This is a genomic window from Brevibacterium sp., from assembly GCF_031179145.1.
Taxonomy (GTDB): Bacteria; Actinomycetota; Actinomycetes; order Actinomycetales; family Brevibacteriaceae; genus Brevibacterium.
Window position 1 is genome coordinate 241,445 of the sequence record NZ_JAPSIB010000001.1, and the last position, 12,466, is coordinate 253,910.

General features: G+C 66.9%; 15 protein-coding genes. 10 read left to right on the top strand and 5 right to left on the bottom strand.

The window, feature by feature from the left end; all coding sequences use genetic code 11:
• On the bottom strand, positions 1 to 828 hold the full coding sequence (locus tag RIT73_RS01055) for an ABC transporter permease (protein ID WP_309130194.1): 828 nt from the start codon (positions 826 to 828) through the stop codon (positions 1 to 3).
• Positions 825 to 1,745, bottom strand: a complete 921-nt coding sequence (locus RIT73_RS01060) for an ABC transporter ATP-binding protein (protein WP_309130195.1) — start codon at positions 1,743 to 1,745, stop codon at positions 825 to 827. Before RIT73_RS01060 ends, RIT73_RS01055 begins: the two co-directional genes overlap by 4 nt.
• 104 nt (positions 1,746 to 1,849) lie before the next feature.
• Between RIT73_RS01060 and RIT73_RS01065 the strand changes: the two genes are divergently transcribed.
• The 10 genes from RIT73_RS01065 (at position 1,850) to RIT73_RS01110 (ending at position 10,808) form a co-directional block, all read left to right on the top strand.
• Positions 1,850 to 2,569 (top strand): helix-turn-helix domain-containing protein, encoded by a 720-nt coding sequence (locus RIT73_RS01065; protein WP_309130196.1) that lies wholly within the window; start codon positions 1,850 to 1,852, stop codon positions 2,567 to 2,569.
• Entirely contained in the window at positions 2,566 to 3,996 is a 1,431-nt protein-coding gene (gene sufB / locus RIT73_RS01070) for a Fe-S cluster assembly protein SufB (protein WP_309130197.1), read from the top strand. The genes RIT73_RS01065 and sufB overlap by 4 nt, the downstream gene beginning before the upstream one ends.
• Positions 3,997 to 4,025: 29 nt before the next feature.
• On the top strand, positions 4,026 to 5,201 hold the full coding sequence (gene sufD, locus RIT73_RS01075) for a Fe-S cluster assembly protein SufD (RefSeq protein WP_309130198.1): 1,176 nt from the start codon (positions 4,026 to 4,028) through the stop codon (positions 5,199 to 5,201).
• On the top strand, positions 5,198 to 5,521 hold the full coding sequence (locus tag RIT73_RS01080) for a non-heme iron oxygenase ferredoxin subunit (protein ID WP_375294957.1): 324 nt from the start codon (positions 5,198 to 5,200) through the stop codon (positions 5,519 to 5,521). Before sufD ends, RIT73_RS01080 begins: the two co-directional genes overlap by 4 nt.
• 59 nt (positions 5,522 to 5,580) lie before the next feature.
• Positions 5,581 to 6,339 (top strand): Fe-S cluster assembly ATPase SufC, encoded by a 759-nt coding sequence (gene sufC / locus RIT73_RS01085; RefSeq protein ID WP_309130199.1) that lies wholly within the window; start codon positions 5,581 to 5,583, stop codon positions 6,337 to 6,339.
• The gene (locus tag RIT73_RS01090; RefSeq protein WP_309130200.1) at positions 6,339 to 7,601 is read left to right on the top strand and encodes a SufS family cysteine desulfurase; all 1,263 of its coding nucleotides are present in this window, start codon (positions 6,339 to 6,341) and stop codon (positions 7,599 to 7,601) included. The genes sufC and RIT73_RS01090 overlap by 1 nt, the downstream gene beginning before the upstream one ends.
• A complete protein-coding gene (gene sufU, locus RIT73_RS01095) occupies positions 7,598 to 8,065 on the top strand; it encodes a Fe-S cluster assembly sulfur transfer protein SufU (RefSeq protein ID WP_309130201.1) in 468 nt (155 codons plus the stop codon). Before RIT73_RS01090 ends, sufU begins: the two co-directional genes overlap by 4 nt.
• Positions 8,065 to 8,400, top strand: coding sequence for a metal-sulfur cluster assembly factor (locus tag RIT73_RS01100; protein WP_309130202.1), 336 nt, complete (start codon positions 8,065 to 8,067; stop codon positions 8,398 to 8,400). Before sufU ends, RIT73_RS01100 begins: the two co-directional genes overlap by 1 nt.
• Positions 8,401 to 8,550: 150 nt before the next feature.
• Entirely contained in the window at positions 8,551 to 9,213 is a 663-nt protein-coding gene (locus tag RIT73_RS01105; RefSeq protein ID WP_309130203.1) for a ribonuclease H, read from the top strand.
• On the top strand, positions 9,210 to 10,808 hold the full coding sequence (locus RIT73_RS01110) for an ABC-F family ATP-binding cassette domain-containing protein (protein ID WP_309130204.1): 1,599 nt from the start codon (positions 9,210 to 9,212) through the stop codon (positions 10,806 to 10,808). Before RIT73_RS01105 ends, RIT73_RS01110 begins: the two co-directional genes overlap by 4 nt.
• A gap of 7 nt (positions 10,809 to 10,815) precedes the next feature.
• Here the strand turns inward: RIT73_RS01110 and RIT73_RS01115 are convergent, their stop codons facing one another.
• Genes RIT73_RS01115 through RIT73_RS01125 form a run of 3 tightly spaced genes read right to left on the bottom strand, consistent with a single transcriptional unit; the run spans position 10,816 to position 12,407 of the window.
• Entirely contained in the window at positions 10,816 to 11,718 is a 903-nt protein-coding gene (locus RIT73_RS01115; protein ID WP_309130205.1) for an SURF1 family protein, read from the bottom strand.
• The gene (locus RIT73_RS01120) at positions 11,715 to 11,927 is read right to left on the bottom strand and encodes a hypothetical protein (protein ID WP_309130206.1); all 213 of its coding nucleotides are present in this window, start codon (positions 11,925 to 11,927) and stop codon (positions 11,715 to 11,717) included. The genes RIT73_RS01115 and RIT73_RS01120 overlap by 4 nt, the downstream gene beginning before the upstream one ends.
• 3 nt (positions 11,928 to 11,930) lie before the next feature.
• A complete protein-coding gene (locus tag RIT73_RS01125; RefSeq protein WP_309130207.1) occupies positions 11,931 to 12,407 on the bottom strand; it encodes a DUF3099 domain-containing protein in 477 nt (158 codons plus the stop codon).
• Positions 12,408 to 12,466: the final 59 nt, after the last annotated feature.

The following is a 12,466-nucleotide window of genomic DNA, read 5'->3' on the forward strand; positions in this document are numbered from 1 at the left end:
TCATTCGAATCGGAACCACCTGCGTGCGGCCAGCGTTCCCGCCAGCGCCCACACCAGGAGGACGATGAGTGCTTTGACGTCGGTTGTGCCTGAAGCCACGGCTGCGCGCATCGCGTCACCGAGCGCTCCGGAGGGCAGGTAGGCGACCACGGTGCCCCATTCGCCCGGGTGGGCGAGCACGAGCCCGCCGGCTCCAGCCATGAGCACCCAGATGAGGTTGGCTCCGGCCAGGACCGCCTCGGCGCGCATCGTGCCCGCCATCAGCAGGCCCAGGGACAGGAGGGCGGCGGTGCCGAGGAGGGTGGTCAGGATCAGGGCGGGCACATCGATGTGCCAGTCGAAGCCGAGCACGCCCGCGATGGCGAAGGCCAGGGCGAACTGGATGAGGACCACCGCGATCACTGCGCCGAGCTTGCCGAGGATCAGTCCGGTGGTGCCCAGGGGCGTCGTCGCCAGCTGCCGCAGCACTCCGTAGCGTCGGTCGAACGCCGTCGCGATCGCCTGGCCGGTGAACGCGGTCGAGGCCAGGCACAGGCTCAGCGCCGCCGGCAGGGCGAGGGTGAGCGGGTCGGTGCCCGGCGGGATCATCTCGAGGGCCTCGAGCAGCGGGGTCCGGGCGAGGAAGACAAGCATCCCGAGCGGGAGGATGAGCGAGAGCAGGAGCTGCTCTCCGTTGCGCAGCACGGCCAGGGTCTCGAACCGAGTCTGCGCGAGCACGCGGCGCATCCGCATGTCCCGCGGTGAGCGGGCGGCGCCGGCCCCGGTCGACCCGGTCGCATTGGCGCCGGGAGCGTTCGATCCTGTCGCGCTCGTTCGGGCTCCGGTCATCGCAGCGGCCTCCCTGTGAGTTCGAAGAACACATCCGACAGCGACTGTGCCTGCATCTGGATGTCGGTGATGGACTGGCCCGCGGCGGCGATCGCCTGGCACAGGTCGGCGATCTGCGCGCTCGTCAGCGTGCCCGCGACGACGACGGAGGAATCGCCCGCCGAGGTGGGGGCGATGGCATTCAGGGCCGTGACCAGGTCCGGGTACGGGCCCGGGGGAGCGAGGCCGATGACGAGTCGACGGTTCTCGGGCGAGGAGTTGCGCAGCTGCTCGGGAGCGCCGTGGGCGATGATGCGGCCGCGGTCGATGACGACGACCTCATCGGCGAGCTCCTCCGCCTCGGCGAGGTCATGGGTCGTGAGCACCACCGCCACCCCCTGACCGCGCAGGTCGCGGATGAAGTCGTGGACGACTGCACGGGACTGGGGGTCGAGGCCCGCGCAGGGTTCGTCGAGGAACACGAGACGGGGCCGGCCGATCAGAGCGGCGGCCAGGGCCACCCGCTGTCGCTGACCGCCGGAGAGCCGGCGGATCGTGCGGTTGGCGAAGTCGCCGATCCCGAGGGGACCGGCCAGCTCCTCGACCGGCACCGGGTCGGGATAGAGAGAGCCGAGGTGTCCCAGGACCTGCAGGGGCTTGGAGCTCATCGGCAGTCCGCCGTCCTGGAGCATGACGCCGGTGAGCACCGAGGTGCGCTCATGGTCGCGCCAGGGGTCGAGACCGAAGATCCGGACCTCACCGGCATCCGGGGCGCGGGTGCCCACCGCCAGGGAGATCGTCGTGGACTTCCCGGCTCCGTTGGGTCCGAGCACCGCGAGGATGGAGCCGACGTCCGCCTGCAGATCGATTCCGTCGACGACCTCGTGAGCGCCATAGGAGTAGCGGAGTCTGCGAATGGAGAGGGCCGGTTGTGACACGCCATCATTCTACGCGCCGTCGAAACGGGCCCGGAGTTAGGCTTACCTGGTTTTACGAAACAATTTACGCAACAATATTGTTGTGTTAGTCAAGGAGGTGGGAAATGGCGACGAACGACACGGAAGACAGCCGCACGCGGCAGAAGGTCTTCCGCTCTGTGCTCGACGATGGACCCATCACCGCCTCGGCGCTGGCCAAGGGCCTTGACCTGACCCCGGCGGCGATCCGTCGCCACCTGGACGCGCTGGAGAGCGAGGACCTCGTCGAGGTCCGTGAACTCGCCGGCAAGCAGGCAGGCCGGGGTCGACCTGCCAGGCATTACGTGGTCACCCCCCGCGGGCACGGGGAGCTCAGCCGATCCTACGACCGTCTGGCTCTCGACATCCTCCGCTTCATGCAGAGGAAGGTCGGGGAGGAGGCCATCGCCGACTTCAGCGAGGACCTGGTCGCGAAGCTCCGCGACCGAATGGGACCGGAACTCGACCGCCGGGGAGGCACCACCGTGGCCTCCCGGTCCCGGGCCCTGGCTGCGGCACTGACGCGGGAGGGGTACGCCGCCTCGGCGACGCCGGTGGCAGCCGGAACCCCGCTCGAGGCGATGCAGCTGTGCCAAGGGCACTGCCCGATCCAAGCGGTCGCCGCCGAGTTCCCCGAGATCTGCGAAGCAGAGCTCGCGATGTTCTCGGAGTACCTGGGAGTCGACGTCCGTCGTCTGTCATCCCTGGCGCACGGAGACCACGTCTGCACCACCCATATTCCGACTTCGGAACTCACCCGTCCCCTAATCCACAGCAACGATCGACCTCAAGGAGGTTCACGATGACTGACACCAGTAATCCGATCATCGAGGCGAACCCCGAGCTCAAAGACCTCGGACAGTACGCTTACGGTTGGCACGACAAGAACGACGCGGGCGAGCTTGCCGTCCGAGGTCTGTCCGAAGATGTGGTGCGCAACATCTCGGCCCTCAAGGAAGAGCCGGACTGGATGCTGCAGCGCCGCCTCAAGGCTCTCAAGCTCTTCGAGAAGAAGCCGATGCCCAGCTGGGGCGCGGATCTGACCGGCATCAACTTCGACGACATCAAGTACTTCGTGCGGTCGACCGAGGGTCAGGCCACCTCCTGGGAGGATCTGCCCGAGGACATCAAGAACACCTACGACCGCCTCGGGATCCCCGAAGCGGAGAAGCAGCGACTCGTCGCCGGCGTCGCCGCGCAGTACGAGTCCGAGGTCGTCTACCACAAGATCAACGAGGAGCTGGAGAAGCAGGGCGTCATCTTCCTCGACACCGACACCGGCCTCAAGGAGCACCCGGAGATCTTCGAAGAGTACTTCGGCTCCGTCATCCCCTCCGGTGACAACAAGTTCTCGGCCCTCAACACTGCGGTGTGGTCGGGCGGCTCGTTCATCTACGTCCCCAAGGGCGTTCACGTCGAGATCCCGCTGCAGGCCTACTTCCGCATCAACACCGAGAACATGGGTCAGTTCGAGCGGACGCTGATCATCGCCGACGAGGGCTCCTACATCCACTACGTGGAGGGCTGCACCGCCCCGATCTACAAGACGGATTCGCTGCACTCGGCGGTCGTGGAGATCATCGCGAAGAAGGACGCCCGCGTCCGCTACACGACCATCCAGAACTGGTCGAACAACGTCTACAACCTCGTCACCAAGCGCGCGATCGCCGAAGAGGGCGCGACCATGGAATGGGTCGACGGCAACATCGGCTCCAAGGTCACGATGAAGTACCCGGCCATCTGGCTGACCGGTGAGCACGCCAAGGGCGAGACCCTGTCGGTGGCGTTCGCCGGTGAGGGCCAGCACCAGGACACCGGTGCCAAGATGGTTCACGCCGCCCCGCACACGCAGTCCTCGATCGTGTCGAAGTCGGTCGCCCGCGGCGGCGGGCGGGCCGGTTACCGCGGCCTCGTCCACGTCCACCCGGGAGCCGAGGGCTCGTCGAACAACGTCCTCTGCGACGCGCTGCTCGTCGACAACATCTCGCGCTCCGACACCTACCCCTACATCGACATCCGTGAGGACGATGTGACGCTGGGCCACGAGGCCACCGTGTCGAAGGTGAGTGAGGATCAGCTGTTCTACCTCATGAGCCGCGGCCTCGAAGAGACCGAGGCGATGGCGATGATCGTGCGCGGTTTCGTCGAGCCGATCGCCCGCGAACTGCCGATGGAATACGCCCTCGAACTCAACCGCCTCATCGAACTGCAGATGGAAGGGGCCGTGGGCTGATCCGGCCTACGACCCGACAAGGAGCTTAAGTGACTGACACCACCAATCCGCTGGGCCTCGACGAGCACTCTCATGGCTCTGGGGTTCAGGTACCCGATTCCAAGCGCGACGCCCGCACCCGCAGCTTCGACGTCGCCGACTTCCCCGTCCCCACCGGACGTGAGGAGGAATGGCGCTTCTCGCCGGTCCGCCGACTCGCCGACTACTTCGCCGACGCCGATTCCACCGGACGTCTGAGCGTCAGCGGCGACCTGCCCGCCGGCCTCAACGTCGAGGAGATCAGCCTGTCCGCCGCCCAGGAGCTGGGCATCCTCGAACCCGAGGACCGGGCCGCGGTCGTCGCCGCCAACCGCGCGAAGACCGTCACCCACTACTCGGTTCCCGCCGAGACCGAGGTCGAAGGCGCCGCCATCATCCACGCCGACGGCACCGGCAACGACCTGGTCCACGGTCACACCGTGATCTCGGTCGGGGCCAACTCGAAGGTCACCATCGTCGTCGAGCACGAGGGGCTGGCCCGGTACTCCGAGCTGGTCTCGCTGGTCGTCGGGGACGGCGCCGATGTCACCTTCGTGTCGTTGCAGCTGTGGGACGACGAGTCCCAGCACCTGGGCCAGCACGACGCGATCGTGGGCAAGGACGCGAAGCTCAAGCACATCGTCATCAGCCTCGGCGGTGACATCGTGCGCCTGAACGCGAACGTCCGCTACTCCGCGAACGGGGGAGAGGCCGAACTGCTCGGACTCTACTTCGCCGACGCCGGGCAGCACCTCGAACACCGCACCTACATCGACCACAACTCCGCGAAGGCCACCTCGAACGTCATGTACAAGGGCGCTCTGCAGGGCAAGGACGCGCGCAGCGTGTGGATCGGCGATGTGCTCATCCGCCCCGAGGCCCTGGGAATCGACACCTACGAGCTCAACCGCAACCTCATCCTCACCGATGGGGCGCGCGCGGATTCGGTGCCCAACCTCGAGATCGAAACCGGTGACATCGCCGGCGCCGGACACGCCTCCTCGACGGGGCGCTTCGACGAAGAGCACCTGTTCTACCTGATGAGCCGCGGCATCCCCGAGGACGTCGCCAGGCAGCTGGTGGTGCGCGGGTTCTTCAACGAAGTCATCCAGAAGATCCAGGTCCCGGAGATCGAGACGACCCTCAACGACCGGATCGAGGACGAGCTCTCGCGGAGCGTTCTGTGACCATGATCGACGTGGCGGCCAGCGCTGACGTCGCAGCCGGGGGCACGCTGCGGATCGAAGTGGACAACCACGAGATCTGCATCGCCCGCGACTCCGACGGAACCGTCCATGCCATCGACGATCTGTGCACGCACGGCGAGGTGTCGCTGGCCGAGGGTGAAGTGGAGGGGTGCGCCATCGAATGCTGGCTGCATGGCTCCCAGTTCGACCTCAGCTCCGGCCGGCCGCTGAGCCCTCCGGCCTTCGAACCGGTCTCGGTCTACGCGTGCAAGGAAATCGCGGGCCGCATCCTTCTCGACCCGAGCACCGTGCTCAACTGAGCTGCATGCTCAACTGACCTCAGTCTCGACTGACTACGAAACTACAGCTAAGGATCATCATGTCCACACTGACAATCACCGATCTGCACGTCAGCGTCAACACCGACGCCGGTGCGAAGCCGATCCTCAACGGGATCAACCTGGAGCTCAACTCCAACGAGACCCACGCCATCATGGGCCCCAACGGCTCCGGCAAGTCGACCCTGGCCTACGCCCTGGCCGGTCACCCGAAGTACGAAGTCACCAGCGGGTCCGTCACCCTCGACGGTGAGGACGTGCTCGAGATGAGCGTCGACGAGCGGGCCAAGGCTGGTCTGTTCCTGGCCATGCAGTACCCGGTCGAGGTTCCCGGCGTGACCGTGACGAACTTCCTCCGCTCGGCCAAGACCGCGATCGACGGCGAGGCTCCGAAGCTGCGCAACTGGACCAAGGACCTCAAGTCCGCGATGGAGAACCTCCGCGTGGACCCCGAGTTCGCCTCGCGCAACGTCAACGAGGGATTCTCCGGCGGCGAGAAGAAGCGCCACGAGATCCTCCAGATGGAGATGCTCAGCCCCAAGTTCGCCGTCCTCGACGAGACGGACTCCGGCCTCGACGTCGATGCCCTGCGCATCGTGTCCGAGGGCGTCAACCGGGCCAAGGACGCCACCGACGTCGGCATCCTCCTCATCACCCACTACACGCGCATCCTGCGCTACATCAAGCCCGACCACGTGCACGTGATCATCAAGGGCAAGGTCGTCGAAGAGGGCGGACCGGAACTGGCCGATCGTCTCGAGGCCGAAGGCTACGACCGGTTCCTGCAAGCCGCGGTCTGATGTTCGCCAGACTTCGCAACGACTTCCCGATCCTGGACTCCAGGATCGGGGAGTCGCCTCTGAGCTACCTGGACTCGGGAGCGACGTCGCAGAAGCCGCAGTGTGTCATCGACACATTCACGGAGTACTACTCCCAGCGGAACGCGGCCGTGCACCGCGGTGCCCATTCGCTGGCCGTGATGGCCACCGACGCGTTCGAGGCCGGGCGTGAGGCAGTGGCGGACCTCGTCGGAGGTGCGCCGGAACAGGTGTGCTGGACGAAGAACGCCACCGAGGCGCTCAACATCGTGGCGCTTGGCTTCGACCGGGCCGGCCGCGGCTTCGGCGGGCCGGAGGCCGGGCGATTCGCTCTCGGTCCCGGTGATTCGATCGTCGTCACCGAGATGGAGCACCACGCGAATCTCGTGCCCTGGCAGCAGCTGGCCCAGGCGACCGGGGCCGAGCTGCGCTGGCTGCCGGTCACCGATGGCGGCGAGCTCGATCTCACGGAGCTGAACTCGATCGTCGACTCCACGACGAAGGTGCTCGCCTTCACCCATGTGTCGAACGTGCTCGGGACGATCAACCCGGTCGAGACCCTGGTCGCCCGGGCCCGTGAGGTCGGCGCCTTCGTCGTCCTCGACGCCTGCCAGTCGGTGCCGCACATGCCGGTGGACTTCCCGGCACTCGACGTCGACTTCGCCGCGTTCTCCGCACATAAGGCGCTCGGCCCGACCGGCCTCGGCGTGCTGTGGGGCAAGACCGAGCTGCTCAACGCTCTGCCCCCGGTGCTCACCGGGGGATCCATGATCACCACGGTGAGCATGGAGGAGTCGGCGTTCATGCCGGCTCCGCAGCGGTTCGAGGCCGGCACCCAGCCCGTCGCGGAGGTGGCCGCGTTCGCCACCGCACTCGGATACCTCGCCGAGGTGGGTCTGGACAACGTCCTCGACCACGAACGGGAGCTCGTGCGGATCCTGCTCGACGGAATCGCCGAGATCCCCGGCATCCGCGTCCTCGGCAGCGCCGAGAACCGGATCGGGTCCGTGGCCTTCGACGTCGAGGGCGTCCACGCCCATGACGTCGGCCAGTACCTCGACTCCCAGGGCGTGGCCGTGCGGGTCGGACACCACTGCGCCCAGCCCCTGCACCGCCGCTTCGGGGTCACTGCCTCGACGCGGGCGAGCACGTACCTGTACAACGACGTCGAGGACTGCCGGCGGTTCCTGTCCGCCCTGGCCGAGGTCCGCCCGTTCTTCGGCGTCGGGGAGGTCACCGCATGAGCACTCAGATGCAGCAGCTCTACCAGCAGGTCATCCTCGATCACTCGCGGTCGCGGATCGGCAACAGTGCGCTGCGCCGCGATGCGGCGGACGGCCCCCACGGCTATTCGCACCAGGTCAACCCCACCTGCGGTGATGAGATCGAGCTCGAGACGGAGCTCGGTTCCGACGGGCTGATCGTGCGGTGGACGGGTGACGGCTGTTCGATCTCGATGGCGTCGGCCTCCGTGCTCTCGGAGCTGGCAGCCGAGTCGACGCCGGAGCAGATGCTCGAGATCGAGGCGAAGTTCCACGAGCTCATGCACTCACGTGGCACCATGGAACCGGATGAGGAAGCACTCGGTGACGCCGCCGCGTTCACGGGAGTGTCGAAGTTCCCGGCCAGAATCAAATGCGCTCTGCTGGCCTGGATGGCGTTCAAGGATGCCCTGGGCCAAGCGCAATCGTCCCTTGAGGAGAAGTAATGCCCGAAGTCATTGACTCACCCAGCAATGCGAGCGTCGACGAGGTGATCGAGGCGCTGATGGATGTCGTCGACCCGGAACTCGGGATCAACATCGTCGACCTCGGACTCGTCTACGGCGTCAGCGTCGAGGACGACGGCACCGCGGTCATCGAGATGACGCTGACCTCGGCCGCGTGCCCGCTCACCGATGTGATCGAGGACCAGACGGCGCAGTGCCTCGACGGCATCGTCCCGGCCTACCGCGTCAACTGGGTCTGGATGCCGCCATGGGGTCCCGAGAAGATCACCGACGACGGCCGTGAGCAGATGCGCGCGCTCGGCTTCAACATCTGAGACCCTCAGCCGCATGACATGAGACGAGACGTCCCTGCGGGGACGTCGACCCTCGATTCGCCGAGGTGGGTGTGACGGAACCGTCGCCCCCACCTCGGCGTCGTCCTGGGCGGACGTGGAAGAATGAGAGTCCGACACCGAGGAGCTTCATTGACGATCATTGCCGCCGCAGACGGTTCTGCCCTCGGCAACCCCGGACCCGCGGGCTGGGCCTGGTACATCGACGATGACTGCTGGCACGCCGGCGGCTGGCCGGAATCGACGAACAACCGCGGCGAGCTGATGGCCGTCCTCGACCTGCTCGTCTCCACCGCCGACGTCGACGACGATCTCAAGATCTACTGCGATTCGCAGTACGTCATCAACGCCCTGACGAAATGGATGCCGGGCTGGAAGCGTCGCGGCTGGAAGAAGGCCGACGGCAAGGAGGTCCTCAACAGGGACCTGCTGGCCGAGCTCGACGAGGCGCTGACCGGGCGCAGCGTCGAGTTCGAATGGGTCAAGGGCCACAGCGACCACACGATGAACGAGGCCGCCGACAAACGCGCCCGCGCCGCCGCCACCGCCTATCAGAACGGGACCGCGGTCCCCGCGGGCCCCGGATTCGTCGCCGGGCGAGTTCCCGAGTCAAGAGCCGTTCCCGAGACGACAGCCCCCGAGACGACAGCCCCCGAACCACCCGCAACCACAGTGGTGTCCTGCCGCGTGCCCACGAATATCGCCGACGAACTCGTCGCCCGGGCCCACGCCGCCGACGTCCACCCACAGGAATATCTGGCCGAACTCATCGGCCGCAGTTTGGAGAATCAATGATTCAGGCCTCAGGGCTCGAAGTCGTCGTCGGCGCCCGCACGCTGATGTCCGATGTGTCCTTCCGCGTCGACAAGGGGGACCGGGTCGGTCTCGTCGGCCGCAACGGAGCCGGCAAGACCACCCTGACGAAGGTGATCATGGGCGGTCACCCGGCCGCGCAGGGCAGCGTCTCGGTCTCCGGGACCGTCGGCTACCTGCCGCAGGACCCGCGCAGCGGCGACCTCACGTCCACGGGCAAGGAGCGCATCCTCGGCGCCCGCGACCTCGACGTGCTCGTCCGCCGGTTGCGCAAGGCCGAGCGGCAGATGGCGTCACCGGATGAGAAGGTCGCCGCCAAGGCGATCGAGAAGTACCCCCGCATCGAGGCCGAGTTCATGGCCGCCGGCGGCTATTCGGCGGAGTCCGAGGCGTACGCGATCGCGGCCAACCTCGGCCTCGACGAGGACCTCGTCAGCCAGGAAATCGGCACGCTGTCCGGCGGTCAGCGTCGGCGCGTGGAGCTCGCCCGGATCCTGTTCTCGGCTCCGGACACGATGATCCTCGACGAGCCGACCAACCATCTCGACGCCGAATCGGTGCTGTGGCTGCGCGACTACCTCAAGGCCTACTCGGGCGGGCTCATCGTCATCAGCCACGACCTCGACCTCATCGACGAGGTCGTCAACAAGGTGTTCTTCCTCGACGCGACCCGGCAGACCATCGACATCTACTCGATGGGCTACCGGCTCTACCTCAAGCAGCGCGAGGACGACGAGCGTCGTCGCCGCCGCGAACGCGCGAATGCGGAGAAGAAGGCCTCGGCCCTGACCGCGCAGGCGAACAAGATGATGGCGAAGGCGACGAAGACCGTGGCCGCCCAGCAGATGGTCAAGCGGGCCGAGCGGATGATGGCCGGGCTCGAGGACGAACGCAGCGCCGACAAGGTGGCCAATCTGCGCTTCCCGGCGCCGGCCGACTGCGGACGCGTGCCGCTGACGGCCGAGGGTCTCTCGCGCAGCTACGGCTCGACCGAGGTCTTCACCGGCGTCGACCTCGCGATCGACAAGGGCTCACGAGTGGTCATCCTCGGCTTCAACGGCGCCGGGAAGACGACGCTGCTGCGACTGCTCGGCGGCCTCGACGAACCCGACTCCGGGAAGGTCGTCCCCGGTCACGGGCTCAAGCTCGGCTACTATGCGCAGGAGCACGAGACCCTCGACCTCGACCGCAGTGTGCTGGAGAACATGCGCAGCTCCTCGCCGCACCTCGACGACACCGCCGTGCGGACCGTGCTCGGTTCGTTCCTGTTCTCCGGAGACGACGTTCACAAACCCACAGGTGTGCTCTCCGGTGGGGAGAAGACGCGTCTGGCCCTGGCCACCCTCGTCGTCTCGAGCGCCAATGTGCTCCTCCTCGACGAGCCGACGAACAACCTCGATCCGGCTTCGCGGGAGGAGATCCTCGCCGCGATCCGCCGCTACGAAGGTGCGATCGTCCTCGTCACCCACGACGAAGGAGCGGTGGCCGCTCTCGACCCGGACCGGGTGCTCCTGCTGCCCGACGGCGACGAGGATCTGTGGAACGACTCCTACCTCGATCTCGTCACCCTGACCTGAGCAGGGTCTACCTGAAGCGGTCCTCGAGCAGCGCGTCCTCGTCGGCTTCGTCCTGCCCGCGCACGACCGCAGGGCCGAGCCGGTGGCGACCGTAGCGGCTGCCGGGAGCGATCTTCGCACCCGCTGCCAGGGCCGCCTTGTCGACGACGACGTATTCGACGTCAACAGCCGGTCCCTGACCCGCCTCGGCGGCGGCTCTGCGCTCCCGCCGCGCCGAGATCGCCACGGCGATGATGATCATCACCCCGAACGCGAACCACTGCAGCATGTAGGACAGATGGTTGCCGGGGTTGCGGTCGGGTTCGGGCAGGGCGGTGAGCCCCTGGCCGTCGGTGCCGTCGGCACGCGTGCCGGTGGCCGCGACCTCCCCGTAGGCGTGGGCGTAGGAATTGTCCATGCCGGGGATCCTCGCGGGATCGATCGCCTTGATCATCCCCTTGGGGTTTGTGTCCTCTGACCCGTCCTGCGCAGGGCGGAGGCGGGCTGTGACCGTCTGCTCACCCTTCGGGGCCGGGGGCACTGCCTCGGCGTCGGGAATCCACCCGCGCACCAGCGCGATCGTGTCTCCCGATTCCAGCCGGAACGGGACGACGACGTAGAACCCGGTCTGATCGTTGACGGTCCGGTTGCGCGCCAGCACCGTGTCCTCGGCCAGGTACTCGCCGGTCAGCGTCACCGGCCGCCATTCGTCATCAGGACTCAGCCGCGCCGAGGTGGAGCCGAGGAGCTCATCGATGGCGGCGGGCTGCGCGGAGTAGTTGGCCTCGATCGTGTTGATCTCGTCCATTCGCTGGGTTCGGCGATCCTTCTGCCACAGGGCCAGGCACACGCAGGCGATGACGACGACGATCGTCATGGCGATGTACTTGAGCCAGCGGCCGCTGAGCAGGAATGAGTAGCGGCCGCTCATCCTGCGTCCTCCGGGATCTCGTCGACCGAGACGTCGGAGAGGTAGAAGCCGCGCAGGCGGAGGAATTCGCGCAGATGGTCGAGATGTTCGTCACAGGCCAGCCACACCTTGCGCCGCACCGGGGTGTGCAGGCGCGGGTTGTTCCACAGGATGGCACGTGAGGCATCGGCTCGGCAGCCCTTGGCCGAGCATCTGAGGTCAGCGTTCAACTCTCACTCCCTGTCGGGATCGGATCCGGAGCCGGGCGCGGGCTCCGGTGGGGATGTGGGATCCGGGGACGTGTGTTCGTCCGCCGCTGCGGAATCGTCGTCGACGACGTCCCCGGGGATGATGGTGGTCTCGGACCCGCCTGTGCTCTCGGTCGTCTCGTCGGCGAGGTCCGAGGGGATCGTCGCTCCTCGCGCCGGGGGCAGCTCGAGCCGCGGGGCCTCGTCGATGAGCGCGGAGGCGTCGTTGCGGCTGCGCTCCCGTCCCGCGTTGGCGAAGATCACCGCGGGATAGGGGAGGAGGACGGCACCCGCGACGAAGATCCACATCAGGACCGTGGCGGAGGCATCGAAGGCGAAGTACGCGGCGACGAAGCAGGCTGTCCGGATCCCCATGGTGATCGAGTACTTGATGATCCGCGACCGCATATCGTCGTCAAGGGCGGCCTCGGCCGTCGTGATCTGCTTGGGGTGCTTGGACATATCCTTCTTCGATCGATGGCTGGTACAAAATCATACTCTTGCTTTGTGAGAGTCGTATC